At 70.7% G+C, this 14,825-nt stretch carries 13 protein-coding genes; 7 read left to right on the top strand and 6 right to left on the bottom strand.

Annotation, left to right across the window (positions count from 1 at the left end):
- The first annotated feature begins 49 nt into the window (after window positions 1–49).
- The 3 genes from ASF35_RS07950 to ASF35_RS07960 are packed head-to-tail and all read left to right on the top strand — an operon-like array spanning window position 50 to window position 3,586.
- Window positions 50–1,366 carry an acylneuraminate cytidylyltransferase gene (locus ASF35_RS07950; RefSeq protein WP_082480696.1) on the top strand — a complete coding sequence of 439 codons (1,317 nt, stop codon included), beginning with the start codon at window positions 50–52 and terminating at the stop codon, window positions 1,364–1,366.
- On the top strand, window positions 1,359–2,246 hold the full coding sequence (locus ASF35_RS07955; RefSeq protein ID WP_055965209.1) for an N-acetylneuraminate synthase family protein: 888 nt from the start codon (window positions 1,359–1,361) through the stop codon (window positions 2,244–2,246). Before ASF35_RS07950 ends, ASF35_RS07955 begins: the two co-directional genes overlap by 8 nt.
- Window positions 2,243–3,586 carry a DUF6716 putative glycosyltransferase gene (locus ASF35_RS07960; protein WP_055965212.1) on the top strand — a complete coding sequence of 448 codons (1,344 nt, stop codon included), beginning with the start codon at window positions 2,243–2,245 and terminating at the stop codon, window positions 3,584–3,586. Before ASF35_RS07955 ends, ASF35_RS07960 begins: the two co-directional genes overlap by 4 nt.
- A gap of 11 nt (window positions 3,587–3,597) precedes the next feature.
- Here ASF35_RS07960 and ASF35_RS07965 read toward each other — a convergent pair whose 3' ends face one another.
- Genes ASF35_RS07965 through ASF35_RS07980 form a run of 4 tightly spaced genes read right to left on the bottom strand, consistent with a single transcriptional unit; the run spans window position 3,598 to window position 8,886 of the window.
- Complete coding sequence (locus ASF35_RS07965; RefSeq protein ID WP_055965215.1) at window positions 3,598–4,827, bottom strand: CDP-glycerol glycerophosphotransferase family protein; 1,230 nt, start codon at window positions 4,825–4,827, stop codon at window positions 3,598–3,600.
- Between the two features lie 25 nt (window positions 4,828–4,852).
- Window positions 4,853–5,992, bottom strand: a complete 1,140-nt coding sequence (glf, locus tag ASF35_RS07970) for a UDP-galactopyranose mutase (RefSeq protein ID WP_055966391.1) — start codon at window positions 5,990–5,992, stop codon at window positions 4,853–4,855.
- Window positions 5,989–6,981 (bottom strand): glycosyltransferase, encoded by a 993-nt coding sequence (locus ASF35_RS07975; RefSeq protein ID WP_055965218.1) that lies wholly within the window; start codon window positions 6,979–6,981, stop codon window positions 5,989–5,991. The genes glf and ASF35_RS07975 overlap by 4 nt, the downstream gene beginning before the upstream one ends.
- A gap of 51 nt (window positions 6,982–7,032) precedes the next feature.
- The gene (locus ASF35_RS07980) at window positions 7,033–8,886 is read right to left on the bottom strand and encodes a CDP-glycerol glycerophosphotransferase family protein (RefSeq protein ID WP_156367984.1); all 1,854 of its coding nucleotides are present in this window, start codon (window positions 8,884–8,886) and stop codon (window positions 7,033–7,035) included.
- Between the two features lie 61 nt (window positions 8,887–8,947).
- On the opposite strand from ASF35_RS07980, the gene ASF35_RS07985 reads away from it, so the two are divergent.
- From ASF35_RS07985 to ASF35_RS08000, 4 genes are all read left to right on the top strand, one after another.
- Entirely contained in the window at window positions 8,948–10,294 is a 1,347-nt protein-coding gene (locus ASF35_RS07985; RefSeq protein ID WP_055965224.1) for a TrkH family potassium uptake protein, read from the top strand.
- A complete protein-coding gene (locus ASF35_RS07990) occupies window positions 10,287–10,961 on the top strand; it encodes a TrkA family potassium uptake protein (protein ID WP_055965227.1) in 675 nt (224 codons plus the stop codon). The genes ASF35_RS07985 and ASF35_RS07990 overlap by 8 nt, the downstream gene beginning before the upstream one ends.
- 246 nt (window positions 10,962–11,207) lie before the next feature.
- A complete protein-coding gene (locus ASF35_RS07995) occupies window positions 11,208–12,899 on the top strand; it encodes a sodium:solute symporter family protein (RefSeq protein WP_055965230.1) in 1,692 nt (563 codons plus the stop codon).
- A 9-nt stretch (window positions 12,900–12,908) separates the two neighbouring features.
- Window positions 12,909–13,175, top strand: a complete 267-nt coding sequence (locus tag ASF35_RS08000) for a hypothetical protein (RefSeq protein WP_055965233.1) — start codon at window positions 12,909–12,911, stop codon at window positions 13,173–13,175.
- 3 nt (window positions 13,176–13,178) lie between these two features.
- Here the strand turns inward: ASF35_RS08000 and ASF35_RS08005 are convergent, their stop codons facing one another.
- Both ASF35_RS08005 and ASF35_RS08010 read right to left on the bottom strand, forming a co-directional pair.
- A complete protein-coding gene (locus ASF35_RS08005; protein WP_055965236.1) occupies window positions 13,179–13,733 on the bottom strand; it encodes a 1-acyl-sn-glycerol-3-phosphate acyltransferase in 555 nt (184 codons plus the stop codon).
- Window positions 13,734–13,842: 109 nt separating this feature from the next.
- Window positions 13,843–14,721 carry a serine aminopeptidase domain-containing protein gene (locus ASF35_RS08010; RefSeq protein ID WP_055965239.1) on the bottom strand — a complete coding sequence of 293 codons (879 nt, stop codon included), beginning with the start codon at window positions 14,719–14,721 and terminating at the stop codon, window positions 13,843–13,845.
- Window positions 14,722–14,825 lie beyond the last annotated feature (104 nt).

A 14,825-nucleotide genomic window follows, 5' to 3' on the forward strand; every position in this document is an offset into this window, starting at 1 on the left:
TGCCGTGGCGTTCACCTGACGGACGGACGGCCTCCCTAGCGTCACCGACATGACCGAGCTCCTCGAGCGCAACCTCGACCCGACGTCCGTCGGCGTCGGGACGCTCCCCACCCCGTCCTCGTCGCGTCCCGCCGTGCGCCGCGGCGGCGTGGTGGCCGTGATCCCCGCACGCGGTGGCTCCAAGGGTGTGCCGCGAAAGAACCTGCGGCCCCTCGGTGGCGAGCCGCTGGTCGTGCGTGCCGTCCGGTCGCTGCGTGCCGTGTCGTCGGTCGACCAGGTGGTCGTCTCCACCGACGACCACGAGATCGCCTACGCCGCCCGCGCGGCCGGCGCGCTCGTGATCGACCGTCCGGCGCGGCTGGCCGGCGACGAGGCGTCCTCGGAGTCGGCCCTGCGCCACGCCCTCGCTGCTCTCGGCACCCGTGGCGCCGTCCCCGAGGTCACGGTCTTCGTCCAGGCGACCAGCCCCTTCATCGACCCCGACGACGTCGACCGCGCCGTGGCCTGCGTGACGACCGGTGGCTCGGACGTGGCCTTCAGCGTGGTCCGCACCGAGCAGCACGTGTGGCGGCTCGGGCCCGACGGCCCCGAGGGCGTGAACCACGACAAGCGTCGCCGCCAGCGTCGCCAGGACCGGGCCCCGGAGTTCACCGAGACGGGTGCCTTCTACGCCATGCGGACCCACGGGTTCCTCGAGCACGGGCACCGGTTCTTCGGCCGCCTCGAGATGGTGGAGGTCTCCCCGCGCGACGCGCTCGAGATCGACACCGAGCACGACCTGCGACTGGCCGAGGAGCTGTTCACGAGGCGCGAGGCCGAGAACAGCGACCCGGCGTCGTGCCCGCTGCGTGCGCGCGCCGTCGTGACGGACTTCGACGGCGTGCACACCGACGACAGCCTCCGTCTGGACTCCCACGGCGTCGAGTCCGTGGTGGTCAGCCGTTCGGACGGCCTGGGCATCGGACGCCTGCGCGAGGCCGGGATCCCGGTGCTGGTGCTGTCCACCGAGACCAACCCGGTCGTCCGCGCCCGGGCCGAGAAGCTCGGTGTCGACGCGGTGACCGGGTGCACCGACAAGATCGCCGCCCTCACCGCCTGGGCGCGCGACCTGGACATCCCGCTCGCCGACGTCGCCTACCTCGGCAACGACGTCAACGACGTCGAGTGCCTGCGCGCCGTCGGCTGGCCGGTCGTGCCCGCCGGCGCCCACTCCGCCGCCCGCGTGGCGGCCCCCTACGTGCTCCGCCGCCGAGGTGGCGACGGAGCCGTCCGCGAGCTCGCCGACCGCGTGCTCGCCGACCCGCACGATCGCATCACGCAGGACCATCCGAACATCCACGGAGAAGAAGGGCCCGACCATGAGTGAATGGGTACAGATCGGTGAGGAGATCGTGGGGCGTCACCGCCCGACGTACGTCATCGGAGAGATCGGCATCAACCACAACGGCGACGTCGCCGTCGCCAAGAAGCTCATCGACGTGGCTGCCCTCGCGGGTGCGCAGGCGGTCAAGTTCCAGAAGCGCACCCCCGACATCGCGACGCCCGAGGACATGAAGCACACGCGTCGCGAGACGCCGTGGGGCGAGATGAGCTACCTCGAGTACCGCTACAAGGTCGAGTTCGAGACCGAGCAGTACACCGAGATCGCGGCCCACGCCGCGGCGCAGGGCGTCGACTGGTTCGCCTCGCCGTGGGACGTCCCCTCGGTGCAGTTCCTCGAGGACATGGGCGTCTCGACGCACAAGGTCGCCTCGGCCTCGGTGACCGACCACGAGCTGCTGCGCGAGCTGGCCTCGACCGGCAAGCCGATCATCCTGTCGACCGGCATGAGCACGCTGGAGCAGATCGACGCGGCCGTGGAGATCCTCGGCACGGAGAAGCTGATCGTCCTGCACGCCACGTCGACCTACCCCCTCCCCCCGGAGGAGGCCAACCTGCGCACCATCCCGGTGCTCGCGGAGCGCTACGGCGTCCCGGTCGGCTACTCGGGCCACGAGCGCGGCCTGCAGATCTCGCTCGCCGCGGTGGCGCTCGGTGCCGTGGCGGTCGAGCGGCACATCACGCTCGACCGCACGATGTGGGGCTCGGACCAGGCCGCCAGCCTGGAGCCGCACGGCTTCATGAGCCTGACGCGCGACATCCGCGTGCTCGAGAAGGCCATGGGCGACGGCGTGAAGCGGGTCATGCCCGGTGAGCACAAGCCGATGCAGCGACTGCGTCGGGACACGTCGACGGTGGGTGCGTGACGGGGTCCCGCCCCCACACCGACGGCACGGCCGCGGACGTCGACGACCGTCCGCGGCCCAGGGTCCTGGTCGTCACCGACTCGGACTCCTACGTCAAGTACGGCGCCGCCCTCGCAGGACGGCTGCCGAAGGACTGGGGGGCGCTGCTCGTCGTCGCGCGCAGCAGCGCCCTGCCCAGCCCGCGTCAGCTGACGGACGCGCTGGAGGGCACCCGGTTCGAGGACGACACCGTCGAGGTGGTCGGGCTGGGGGACCTGAAGCGGCTGCTCGAGCGGTGGCGCCCCGACGTGCTGCTGCTCGCCGCCCGCGGCTACACGGTGCAGGCCACCGTCTCCCTGGTCGCGAACACGCCCGATCGACCGGTGCTGGTGAGCGGGCTCGCCGGCATCGCCGTGCCCGTGCTGCCCTACGGGCTGGGGTTCCGGCGCTCGGTCGACGTGTTCGTCGTGCACAGCAGACGCGAGCTGCGCGAGTTCGCCATCGCGAGCCGACGTCTGGCCGTGCCGCTGGGCTTCGAGCTGGCGACCATGCCCTTCATCGACCGTGTCCCGGTCGTCGCGGGCGCGGACGCCATGCGCGCGGACCCGTCGGAGGTGCCGCGGGACCGCATCGTCTTCGCCGCCCAGGCCCAGGTCCCGTCGGGCCGCCGTGACCGTGCGCACCTGCTGGACCGGCTCGTGGAGACCGCTCGTGCCCATCCGCACCTCGAGGTGGTGGTGAAGGTCCGGGCGCAGGAGGGCGAGTCCCAGACCCACCACGAGCAGGACTCCTACCCCGACCTGATGGCCGAGCGGGTGGCCGCAGGTGACGACCTCCCGGGCAACCTGGTGGTGGAGAGCGGCTCCATGCGCGCCCAGCTCCGCCGGGCCGTGGGTCTGGTGACCGTGAGCTCCACCGCGGTGCTCGAGGCCGTCGCCGCGGACGTCCCGGTCATCGCCCTCGACGACTACGGGGTGGGCGCCGCGCAGATCAACGTCGTGCTGAAGGGCAGCGGCCTGCTGGTCGGCTCGGACGAGCTGGTGGCCGGACGCTTCCGCCACCCCGACCCGGCGTGGCTCGCGGACAACTACTTCCACGACCCCGACGACGACACGTGGGTCGCGCGGGTGGAGGAGCTGCTCGACCAGCGGTCGACGCTCGGCCTGCTGCCGTACCGGGAGGTCCCGGCCGGCTGGATGAACCGGCTGCGGCGGCTCATGTACCGCCACTTCGCGTTCAGCCCCGAGAACCCGGGGCGGCTGCGCGAGCTGGAGCGTCGCTTCCTCGTGGCCGCGCAGTGGGTGAACCGTCGCCGGTGGCACCTGACCCGCCTGCTGCGTCGCGTCGGCCTCGCCCGCTGAGCGCGCCCGCGCTACGGGCCGGTGGCGCCCAGGGCCTGCTTCTCGGCCCAGAGCCGGTCGCGTCGGGCCATGACCTGCTCGCACGCGTCGACGAACCTCTGCGTGGCAGCGCCCGGGGTGACGTCGGTCAGGTAGTGGGACACGAGGGCCGTCCGCGCCTGGCGGGTGGGGTCGTCCGCCAGTTGGTGCGCCACGAGGGCGGCGTGGTCGTCGCCGCGGCGGACGCGGGGTAGCAGCTCCAGCATGCGGCTCGCCGGCGTCGGCACCCCCGGCACGGTCACGAGCATCGGCTTGCCGGTGGGGAGCCAGTTGAGGGGCACCGCCGACACGTCGGTGACGAGCAGGTCGGCGTCGGCGAAGGACTGCTCGAGCGGGACGCGCAGGTCGACCCGGTCGGCCGCCTCGCGGACCGCGGCGTCGGCCGCGCCGTACTCGGCCCGCACCACGCCGTTGAGGGGGTGCGGACGGTAGACGACGCGGTAGGTCGGCTGCAGGGCCCGGACGAGCTCGAGGCCCAGGGCGTCGACCGATCCGTACGACACCGACGGCTGCGAGGCCTCCCACGTGGGGGCGTACAGCACGGTGGGTCGCCCGGCCGGGTCCGGCGCCGGCACCACGTCGGGGGAGCCGTCGAGCTGTGGCTGGCCGATGAGGATGCTGCGCTCCTCGGCGTCGTAATCCATCACGTGCGTGGCCGTGCGCTCCAGCGCGGCTCGGCCGGCGAGGAAGCAGTGGTCGTAGGCCTTGACCTGGTTCGAGACCGACACGCCCTTGTCGCTGTCGCCGTGGCCGAGGTAGACGTGGGCGAGCGAGGTGAAGCGCAGGCACTCGAAGTTGATCGGGTCGTGGTTCACGTAGAGCGCGAGCCGCACCCGGCTGCGGCTCAGGATGGCGTCCAGCTGCCCGTAGGTGGCGAGCGTCAGGCACGTCACGCCGGCGTCGTCGCCGCTCTCGGCCAGCGCGGTGCGCACGGCTGCGGCCGTGCGGGAGTCGCGGAACACGATGGTGACCGGGTGCGTGGTGCCGAGGGCACGGAACGCCGGGAGCCACGGCAGCAGCTGGTAAAGCGTGTCCTGGCCCGTGGGGTGGAAGACGATCACGTCTGCGGCGAGCGGCTGCTCGAGCGCGGCGACGTCGACCCGCTTGTCGGGCATGCCGGTGGGCAGGAACCGGGAGCGTCGGATCCGGCCGATCAGCCAGAGCCGCACGCGGACCGCGAGACCCGCCCGTGCGCCGCTCACCTGGGCCCCGGCGTTCGTGCGGGGGTCATCGGGTCAGCGCGTTGTCGACCATCGACAGCGCCGAGCCGATGGCCATGTGCATGTCGAGGTACTGGTAGGTGCCCAGTCGGCCACCGAAGTGCACGTCGGGCTCGTCGGCCATGAGGGCGCGGTAGGCGAGGAGACGTTCGCGGTCGGCGGGCGTGTTGACCGGGTAGTACGGCTCGTCGGTGGCGCCGTCGGCGAACCGCGAGAACTCCCGGACGATCACCGTGGCGTCGTCGGGGTAGTGCGTGCGCTCGGGGTGGAAGTGCCGGAACTCCAGGATGCGCGTGTACGGGACGTCGTCGTCGGCGTAGTTCATCACCGACGTGCCCTGGAAGTCCCCGACGCCGAGCACCTCGGTCTCGAAGTCGAGGGTGCGCCACGACAGCGGACCGTGCGCGTCGTCGAAGTAGCGGTCGACGGGGCCGGTGTAGACGACCGGCACCTGGCCGACCGTGGCGTCCTTGGAGACGACCGACGCGGGATCGAGGAAGTCGACGTCGAGGGTGACCGTGATGTTCGGGTGGTCGGCCATCCGCTCCAGCCAGGCCGTGTACCCGTCGACCGGCAGACCCTCGTGGGTGTCGTTGAAGTACCGGTTGTCGTAGGTGTACCGGACCGGCAGCCGGCTGATGATGTCGGCGCCCAGCTCGGTGGGGTCGGTCTGCCACTGCTTGGCCGTGTAGCCCTTGATGAACGCCTCGTACAGCGGCTCGCCGATCAGGCTGATCGCCTTCTCCTCGAGGTTCGCCGGGGTCCCGGTCTGCCGGGCGGCGTGCTCGACCACCCAGGCGCGCGCCTCGGAGGGGGTCATCGACGAGCGGGTGAACTGGTTGATGGTGCCCAGGTTGATGGGCAGCGGGAACACCTCGTCGCGGTACGTGGAGTACACGCGGTGCTGGTAGGGCGTGAACGCGGTGAACCGGTTGACGTACTCCCACACCCGCTCGTTGGAGGTGTGGAACAGGTGCGCCCCGTACCGGTGGACCTCGATGCCGGTCCGCGGCTCGGCCTCGGAGTACGCGTTGCCGCCGATGTGGTCGCGGCGGTCGATGACGTGCACCTGGCGACCCTGCTCGGCCATGCGCTCGGCGACCGTCAGTCCGAAGAAGCCCGCACCCACCACCACGAGGTCGGTCATCGTCGCACCTCCGGCTCGGTGGCCGGGGGGAGCGCCGGCGGGACGTCGGACGGGTCCATCGGCCGCCACGTGTCGTCGCGCCAGATCGCCCGGTTGGCGCGGAATCCCCGCACGAGATCGCCGACACCCTTGAGGGTGTGCTGCACGACGACGAGCCGGAACACCTCCTTGGCGAGGGTCAGCGCGGTGCCGAGGCCGAAGCCGAGGCGGTTGAGCTTGCCGTACTCGCGGAAGTACTTGCCGACGTAGGCGCGGTTGCGGATCACGTGGAAGCGGAACAGGGGCGAGCCGTCGTTGAGGTGCCGGATGCCCAGGTTGACCTGCTGCTGCTCCCGCTTGCGCTTGAGCACGAACTCGTCGACGTACACGACCGTGGTGTGCTGGGCGGCCAGCCAGGCGTAGGCGGCGTCGTCCCAGGAGATGAAGAAGCGCGGGTCGGGCAGGCCGATGAGGCGCACGACGTCGGCGCTGACCAGCATCCCCTCGAAGGTGCCCGAGTTCGTGACGGCGTAGCCGCCGCGGTCGAAGTCCTTGACGCTGTAGGGGAGCGGGACGCCGAGGAACTGGTTGAACTTGGCCTGCCAGTAGAAGGGTGAGCCGTCGAAGTCGTAGCGCCGGCCGTGGATGCAGCCGAACCGCTCCATCCAGGGGGCGAAGCGCTCGAGCGCGTCGGGGAGGATCTCGACGTCGTCGTCCATGAGCCACACCCAGTCGGCCCCCAGCTCGAGCGCCACGCGGGTGCCTTCGCTGAACCCGCCCGAGCCGCCCGTGTTCGTGTCGAGCAGTCGGTTCACGAGCACGCCGTCGGGGAACCAGGCCTGGGCGTCGGCGAGCACCTGCTGGGTGTCGTCGGTGCTGGCGTTGTCGACGACGACGATGCGCCACGCCGGCGTCGTCATCGCCGCGGCGCTCTGCAGGAGCTCGGCGAGGAACGCGGACCGGTTGAACGTGACGATCGCGATCGCGATCTTGTCGGGTGCCTCGGTCACCGGGCCACCCTACCGTCCGGGACGCCCGCCACCGGGAGGCCCTGACGCTGCCTACTCGACGTCGCCGAGGCTGTCGTCGGAGTCGCTCGGGTCATGTGACTGGGTCTGGCCGAAGTACTGCTCGCGCTCGCCCTCCGCGCGGGCGATGAACGCCTCGACGCTGGCGCGGAAGGACTCGAGGGTGCGCTTCTCCGGTGCCCCCAGGAGGTAGGTGGCGAGGCGGGTCCGCTCGGCCGCGCGCTCGTCGGGGACCTGGCCGGTGGCGACCTGCACGAGCTCCTCGATGCCCGAGCCGTCGGGGCCCACGATGGTGGCGGCCGACGCGGAGGGGTACTCGGCGCGGAACGTCGTCTCGTCGAGCGGGGTGCCGCCGTGCCCGGTGTGGTTGAACACGGCGATCGGCTTCTCGCTGGCCAGGAAGTCCGAGACCACGCTCGAGACGTCAGTGAACAGTGCCGTGGCGCGGTTGAACCAGGGCTCGATGGGACCGCTGCGCACCACCTTGTGGTCGATGCCGGAGGAGGCGGCGGCCTCGCGGACGCGTGCCGCGATCGCGGCGTCGACGGCGCGGTACTTGGCGTCGCGCTGGCCGGTGAAGGGGTGCGGCTTGTAGACGAGGCGTGCCGGGGTGGGGGAGCCGAGCACGGCCTCGACGATCCTCGCGCCGACGGCGGAGATCGACGAGTACTCCTGCAGGGTGTTCACGCCCTCCCAGGTGGGGGCGTACAGGATCGTCGGCACGTCCTCCTCGCCCACCCGCGGGCTCGAGGAGATGGAGTGCACCTGGGGGCGGCCGACGAACCGGAACTGGCTCTCGTGGATGCCGAGCCCGGACTTGCGGTAGCGGTCGGCACCGGCCTCCCCGGCCACCCACAGCTCGTCGTAGACCCGCGAGAACGGGTTGGCCGAGGCCGACTTGTCGCTGTCGCCGTGGCCCACGAACGCACTCATGATGTGCGGCAGGCGCAGCAGGTGGATGTTGTTGCCCGTGTTCGACGGGTACAGGGCGACCTTGACGCTGGCGAAGTCGAGCATGAGCAGCTCGCCGGCGTTGGCCAGCTGCAGGGTCGGCAGGTCGGTGTCGCGGATGGTGTCGAAGAGCGGCGCGTCGCGCAGCACCACGAGCACCCGGCGGTCGAGGGCCTCGAGCGACTCGAGCCAGGTGTTGACCTGGTAGGCCGAGCCGAGCGGACCGCTGAGGTGCAGCACCACCTCGGGCTGGTACTCGTCGAGGAAGTCCTGCACCTGGCGCAGGGCAGGGGTGAACCCCGTCGCGCGCTTGGCCTGGCGCATCCGCCACGAGGTCCGGGCGTCGGGAACGGTGACGTAGGCCAGGGCGGCGACGGCGAGCACGCCGACGAGCAGGACCAGCCAGAAGGGCGCGCCGAGGGGTCCGACGACGAGCACCGCCGCCTGGGCGAGGCACACCTCGAGCACGCGTGCCGGGGGCTCGACCGCGATGGACGGGTCACCCGGGATGTTGCGGGTGCGCAGGGGGCGCAGCGAGCCGACCCGGCGGTACTCGTGGTGCAGGGCGCGTCCGCACAGGGCCACCAGCATCGCGAGACCGACGAAGGCCGTCGACGTGTGGGCCGTGCGGTCGTCGGGCAGGTTCAGGAGCGTGAGCACGGCGAGGAGCCGCACCACGAAGCGGACCGGGATGCCGAGCGACGCCTGGTGCAGGCCCGTCCGCACCGCCGGCGGGCCGGAGAGCAGCAGGTACTCGCCGACGAGCGAGACCGCCACGAGGGCGAGCGCGACCCGCTCGGTGCCCACGGAGTCGGCGCCCAGCACGAGCAGGAGGGCGACGGCGGGGAGGGCGAGGCTCAGCAGGAGCGCCACGCCGGAGCGCGAGACGGCCACTCGGGCCAACCGGCCGACGACGGCAGAGGGGCTGGAAGGCATCAGGAGACCGTAGCAGCCACGTACGGCCCCCCGAAGCCTCCGGTAGGGGTACGGTCGTGGCGTGCCACGTCCGAGGATCCCGGCTGCCATCGCGCACCCAGTGCGGCTGCTGCCACTCACGTTCTTCGCCCTGATCCTCCTCGGCACCGCCCTCCTGCTGATGCCGGTCGCCCGCAGCGCACAGGGGCGTGCCGACGTCGTCGACGCCTTCTTCACGTCCGCGTCGGCCGTCACCGTCACGGGTCTGGCGAGCGTCGACACGTCGACCTACTGGAGCCCTGCCGGCCAGGCGATCATCCTCGTCCTCGTCGAGATCGGCGGCCTCGGCATCGTCGCCCTGGCCACGGTGCTCGGCCTGTTCATCGGCGGACGTCTGGGGCTGCGCACCCGTCTGGTCGCGCAGGCCGACATGCACGTCGTCAACATCGGCGAGGTCCGTCCCCTGTTCCGCCGCGTCGCGGTGATGATGCTCGGCTTCCAGGGTGCGATCGCGGCGTTCCTGACCGTTCGGTACCGCCTGACCTACTTCGACGACCTGCCGACGGCGCTGTGGCACGGCGTCTTCGACTCGGTCATGGCGTTCAACAACGCCGGCTTCTCCCTTAACAGCGACAGCCTGATCGGCTACGCGGGCGACGGCCTCGTCATCATCCCGATCTGCGTAGGCGTGTTCGTGGGGGCCATGGGGTTCCCGGTGCTCGCCGAGCTCTTCAAGGAGTGGCGGACGCCCGCCCGCTGGACCATCCACACGCGACTCACGGTCTGGGGGTCGATCGGTCTGCTGGCCTTCGGCGCCGCGGCCTTCCTGGCCCTCGAGTGGGCCAATCCGGACACCCTCGCTCCGATGTCGCTGCACGACAAGCTCGTGACGGGCATCGAGGGCGGCATCATGCCGAGGTCGGGTGGGCTCAACAGCTTCGACTGGGGTGCGGTGTCGGGGGAGACCCTGTCCATCGGCACCATCCTCATGTTCATCGGTGGCGGCAGTGCCAGCACCGCCGGCGGCATCAAGGTGACCACCTTCCTGCTGCTGGCCTTCGTGATCCTCGCCGAGCTGCGCGGCGACCCGGAGGTGACGGTCGGCAACCGCTCGGTCGGGCCGGCGGTCGTGCGCACCGCGCTGAGCATCGCGCTCATCTCGGTGATGCTCGTGATGTCGACGACCCTGCTCGTCATGATCCTCACGGACTTCTCGTTCGAGCAGGTCCTGTTCGAGTGCACGTCGGCGTTCGCCACGGTCGGACTCAGCACCGGACTCACTCCACAGCTGCCCGACAGTGCCAAGCTGGTACTCGCGGTCTTGATGTTCGTGGGCCGAGTGGGCACCATTGCGGCTGCGTCCGCCTTCATCCTGAGGCGGCGAGCGCCGCGCTACCACCTTCCCGAGGAGCAACCGATCATTGGCTAAGGCAAAGGACACCCCCGCCAACGCGCCCGTCATCGTCCTTGGGCTCGGTCGCTTCGGCTCCGCCGTGGCGCGATCGTTGGTGCAGCTCGGACACGACGTGCTGGCCGTCGACGAGCGTCCCGAGATCGTCCAGAGGTACGCGAGCGACTTCACCCACGTCGTGGCGGCCGACACCACCGACACCGAGGCGTTGCGCCAGATCGGCGCCGAGCAGTTCGGCGTCGCCGTAGTGGGCATCGGCACCGACATCGAGGCGAGCGTGCTCACGGTGCTCGGCCTGCTGGACCTCGGGGTCAAGGAGGTGTGGGCCAAGGCGATCAGCGGCAAGCACGCGGCGATCCTCGAGCGGGTCGGAGCCACGCACGTGATCCGTCCGGAGTCGCAGATGGGCAAGCGGGTGGCGCACCTGGTCACCGGCACCATGACCGACTTCATCGAGTTCGACGACGGCTTCGCGATCGCGCGCACGCGGGCCCCCGAGTGCACCGTCGACCGGACGCTCACGGACTCCAACGTCCGGCAGAAGTACGGCGTGACGGTCGTCGGACTCAAGACTCGTGGCGAGGACTTCACCTACGCCAAGGCCGACACCTTCGTCACCACCGGCGACGAGCTCATCGTCTCGGGCCCGACCCCCAAGGTCGAGGCCTACTGCGCCCTCAGCTAGCCCCCCGAGCGGTGACTTCTCCACCGACTGACGACGTCCGGTGAGTTCTCCACCGTCTCAGCGCCGGGACGGTGGAACGTGCACCGCACCACCCCGGGGCCGCGTTCTCGGTCGAGACGTCGGCGCCGGAGGTGGCCGGCCCCGACGCGCGCGCAAGCCCGGGCGGGCGTACGGTGCTGCTGGTCCATCTCGTTGCAGGGATGAACCATGAAAGGGGGAGTGGTGCACGCACTCGCAGGACCATCGTTGGCGGCCGCGGACGGATCGTTCCGGCTCGACGCGGACTTCTTCGACTACACGATCGTGGCGATCTACTTCGCCGTCGTGCTCGGCATCGGGGTGCTGGCGCGGCGCCAGGTCTCGACGAGCATCGACTTCTTCCTCTCCGGCAGGTCGTTGCCCGCCTGGGTGACGGGGCTCGCGTTCATCGCGGCCAACCTCGGCGCGGTCGAGATCATGGGCATGAGCGCCAACGGCGCCGAGTACGGCATGGCGACCGTGCACTACTTCTGGATCGGCGCCGTGCCCGCCATGCTCTTCCTCGGTGTCGTGATGATGCCGTTCTACTACGGCTCCGGCGTGCGCAGCGTCCCCGAGTTCATGCGCCGCCGCTTCGGCACGGGCGCCCACCTGGTCAACGCGCTCAGCTTCTCGATCGCCCAGCTGCTGATCGCCGGCATCAACCTCTACCTCCTGGCCACGATCGTGAACCGGCTGCTCGGCTGGCCGTTGTGGGTCTCGCTCGTCGCGGCAGCCGCCGTCGTGCTCAGCTACACCGCGCTCGGCGGCCTCTCGGCGGCGATCTACAACGAGGTCCTGCAGTTCTTCGTCATCGTCGCGGCGCTCGTTCCGCTGACGATCATCGCGCTGCACAAGGTGGGCGGCTGGCAGGGCATCGTCGACCAGGTGCAGCCCGGCCCGGAGCAGCTGTCGTCGTGGCCCGGCACCGACCTCACCGGCATCGACGACCCGTTCTGGTCGGTCGTCGGCCTGGTGCTCGGGCTCGGCTTCGTGCTGTCGTTCGGCTACTGGACCACGAACTTCGTGGAGGTCCAGCGCGCGATGGCCTCGTCGTCGATGTCGGCCGCGCGGCGGGCACCGATCATCGGTGCCTTCCCGAAGATGTTCATCCCGTTCATCGTCATCATCCCGGGCATCATCGCGGCGATCGTGGTGCCCGAGCTGGCCTCGCTGAAGGCCGGGGGAGACGCCCAGGGTGCCACCTACAACGACGCGATCCTCCTGCTGATGCGTGACCTGCTGCCCAACGGCATGCTCGGCGTCGCGCTGGCCGGCCTTCTCGCGTCGTTCATGGCGGGCATGGCGGCCAACATCTCGGCCTTCAACACGGTCTTCAGCTACGACCTGTGGCAGCAGTACGTGGTCAAGGACCGCGAGGACGGCTACTACCTCCGGGTCGGCCGACTGGCGACCGTCGGCGCGACGGTGACCGCCATCGGCACCGCGCTGATCGCGTCCAACTACGACAACCTGATGGACTACCTGCAGACCCTCTTCGGGTTCTTCAACGCCCCGCTGTTCGCCACGTTCATCCTTGGCATGTTCTGGAAGCGGATGTCGGCGGCGGCCGGCTGGTCCGGACTGGTGGCCGGCACTGGCGCAGCGGTGCTGGTGGCCGTCCTCAGTGAGGACGCCCTCGGGCCGATGAGCCTCGGCGTGATCGGGCTCTCGGGCCAGGGCGCGTCCTTCGTGGCGGCCGGAGCGGCGTTCGCCGTCGACATCGTGGTCAGCGTGGCCGTGACGATGGTGACCGCGGCCCGGCCCGAGAAGGAGCTGGTGGGCCTCGTCTACTCGCTGACGCCGAAGGAGGACCTCGTCGACCCCGACGAGGGCGTGCTTCCCTGGTACCAGTCGCCGGTCAAGCTGGCGGGCATCGGGCTCGCCATCGTCGTCGTCCTCAACGTGGTCTTCCGGTAGGAGCGAAGCATGAGCGAGAAGCACACCGCGGGCGCGTTCGACGTCCGTACCCTCATCGGCGGCCTGCTCGGCCTGTACGGGCTGATCCTCACCTGTCTCGGTCTGTTCCGGGCGACGGAGGAGGAGCTGGCCAAGGGCGACGGGCTCAACATCAACCTCTGGGCCGGGATCGGCATGCTCGTGGTCGCGGCGATCTTCCTCGCCTGGGTGCGCCTCAAGCCACTCGTGGTCCCGACGCCCGCCGACGAGTCCGCCGGCACCTCCGACGGGTCGTAGGGCCTACTCCTCGCGCAGGCGCGGGACGGTGGCGTCGGCGGGCTTGATGCCGAGCTTGTCGGCGTAGAAGGCACGCACGAGGTCCATGTCGGCCTTGACGTCGCCGCTCGGGCTGAACGTCGGGCCGTAGCCCATCGTCTTCGTCGGCGGGTCGAAGAACGCGAGCGTGATCGGCAGGCCGGTCTGCTGCGAGAGCCGGTAGAACCCCGACTTCCAGTACTCGCTCCTGGAGCGGGTTCCCTCGGCCGCGATCACGAGCCGGAAGGGTTCGCCGGAACTGGCCTCGGCAGCCAGGTCGGAGACGACCGTGGCCGCGTTGTCGCGATCGAGCGGCACCCCACCCAGGCGCTTGAGCAGCCAGCCGAGCGGGCCCTTGAACAGCTCCTTCTTGACCAGGACGCGCGGGTGCGCGCCGTCGTGCCACATGACGAGCAGCATCGTGACGAAGTCCCAGTTCGAGGTGTGCGGGGCACCGACCAGGATCCCCGAGGGCGGTGTCTTCCCCTTCATCGTGTAACCCATGCGACGGATCACGAAGCGGGCGAGGCGTTGACGCATGCGGTGAGCGTAGCGACCGGGCCGGGCAGGGCCGCGACGAGGAACGCCGCGGGTGCCCACCCCTGGTGGTGGCACCCGCGGCCTCGCCGACGTCCTTCGCGCTCGATGCTCAGTAGCCCGAGCGCCGCCAGTCCGAGATCGCCGTGCTCGTCCCCGGACCCGGGGCGATGAACTGCGTGTAGCGCGTGTCGTCGTCGACCCAGCGCTTCAGCCAGGCGAGGGAGTACTTCGCGATGGTGGTGTTGCTGGTGTTCGGCGCGAAGTGACTCGCCCCCCGCAGCTCGAGGTATGCCTTCGGCGTGCTCGACGGGATCCCGGAGTAGAGCGGGACGGCGTGCGACCGGGTGGAGGCCACGCTGTCGTTCTCGGCTCCGACGACCATCGTCGGTGTGCTCACGCGCGACCAGGTCTTGGTCAGGTGCCAGGGCGTCAGCGCGACGGCGGCCTTGAGGCTCGGGTCGTCGCTGGCGGCCTCGATCGCTCCACCGCCGCCCATCGAGTGGCCCATGACGGCGAGCCGCGACGCGTCGACGCGGGAACGGACGGTGCTGCTCTCGGTCAGGTAGTCCAGGGCGGCCGCCAGCTGGTCGGCCCGGCTGCCGGGCTGGTCGTAGCGGCTGTTGGTGTCGATGGTGAAGACGACGAAGCCCTGGGACGCCAGTCGTGGGCCGAGCCACGAGATCGAGCTCTGCGCTGCGGTGTAGCCGGGTGAGACGGCCACGGCGCCGAACGTGCCGTCCGCCGTCGAGGTCGGGTAGTAGATCGTCCCGCCGCCGAAGCCGCGGGCGGCGAACGACGAGACGGTCGTGCTGGACGTCGCGTACGGACCGCGAGCGGCCTCGATGGACGCGGTGGTCGGCGCAGGCCCCCGCTCGTACGGGTTCTCGGCCGCGGTGGCGGTCGTCGGCGTGGCCAGCAGGCCTGCCAGGACGGCGAGGAGTGCGACGACGGTCGCGACCGCACCCCTGCGTGGACGGACGTGCTCCATGGTGGTTTCCTTCCCCCGACGAGCGCCTAGTTGCACTCTGTGTGCAGAAAGAATGCCCACCCCCCGACCGCGGCGTCAAGAGGTCCGACTCGGCCGGGACCGTC

The sequence above is a fragment of the Aeromicrobium sp. Leaf291 genome (genome assembly GCF_001423365.1).
GTDB lineage: Bacteria > Actinomycetota > Actinomycetes > Propionibacteriales > Nocardioidaceae > Aeromicrobium.

Excerpts from the sequence above, each read along its gene's own strand:
- ASF35_RS07950 (WP_082480696.1), top strand. The coding sequence starts at position 50 with ATGACCGAGCTCCTCGAGCGCAACCTCGACCCGACGTCCGTCGGCGTC.
- ASF35_RS07955 (WP_055965209.1), top strand. The coding sequence starts at position 1,359 with ATGAGTGAATGGGTACAGATCGGTGAGGAGATCGTGGGGCGTCACCGC.
- ASF35_RS08000 (WP_055965233.1), top strand. The coding sequence starts at position 12,909 with ATGAGCGAGAAGCACACCGCGGGCGCGTTCGACGTCCGTACCCTCATC.
- ASF35_RS07980 (WP_156367984.1), bottom strand. The coding sequence starts at position 8,886 with ATGCCTTCCAGCCCCTCTGCCGTCGTCGGCCGGTTGGCCCGAGTGGCC.
- ASF35_RS08005 (WP_055965236.1), bottom strand. The coding sequence starts at position 13,733 with ATGCGTCAACGCCTCGCCCGCTTCGTGATCCGTCGCATGGGTTACACG.
- glf (WP_055966391.1), bottom strand. The coding sequence starts at position 5,992 with ATGACCGACCTCGTGGTGGTGGGTGCGGGCTTCTTCGGACTGACGGTC.
- ASF35_RS08010 (WP_055965239.1), bottom strand. The coding sequence starts at position 14,721 with ATGGAGCACGTCCGTCCACGCAGGGGTGCGGTCGCGACCGTCGTCGCA.